The sequence below is a fragment of the Bacteroides sp. ET336 genome (assembly GCF_024733815.1).
In the GTDB taxonomy this organism is placed as follows: domain Bacteria; phylum Bacteroidota; class Bacteroidia; order Bacteroidales; family Bacteroidaceae; genus Phocaeicola; species Phocaeicola cellulolyticus.
The window spans coordinates 1-489 of the sequence record NZ_JANRHK010000063.1 but is presented as its reverse complement, the minus strand read 5'-3'; the positions used below and the strand labels follow the sequence as shown (position 1 = coordinate 489).

1 rRNA gene is annotated in these 489 nt (G+C 50.5%); it reads left to right on the top strand.

What is annotated here, in order from left to right:
- Positions 1-489, top strand: a 23S ribosomal RNA gene (locus tag NW213_RS16835); the annotation flags it as partial.

Here is a 489-nt window from a genome sequence, read left to right as displayed (position 1 = left end):
AGTCGGATGCGGTAGACGCGAAACCAAGTGATCTACCCTTGGCCAGGATGAAGTCTGGGTAACACCAGATGGAGGTCCGCACCAATAAGCGTTGAAAAGCTTCTGGATGAGCTGAGGGTAGGGGTGAAAGGCTAATCAAACTTGGAGATAGCTCGTACTCCCCGAAATGCATTTAGGTGCAGCCTCGAGGATTACTGATGTGAGGTAGAGCGACTGATTGGATGCGAGGGCTTCACCGCCTATCAAGTCCTGACAAACTCCGAATGCGCATCAGTTTTACCCCGGGAGTGAGGGCATGGGTGCTAAGGTCCGTGCCCGAGAGGAGAACAATCCGGACCATCAGCTAAGGCCCCGAAATGACAGCTAAGTTAAACTAACGAAGTCAGATTGCTAAGACAGCTAGGATGTTGGCTTGGAAGCAGCCATTCATTTAAAGAGTGCGTAACAGCTCACTAGTCGAGGAATTTGGCGTGGATAATAATCGGGTAT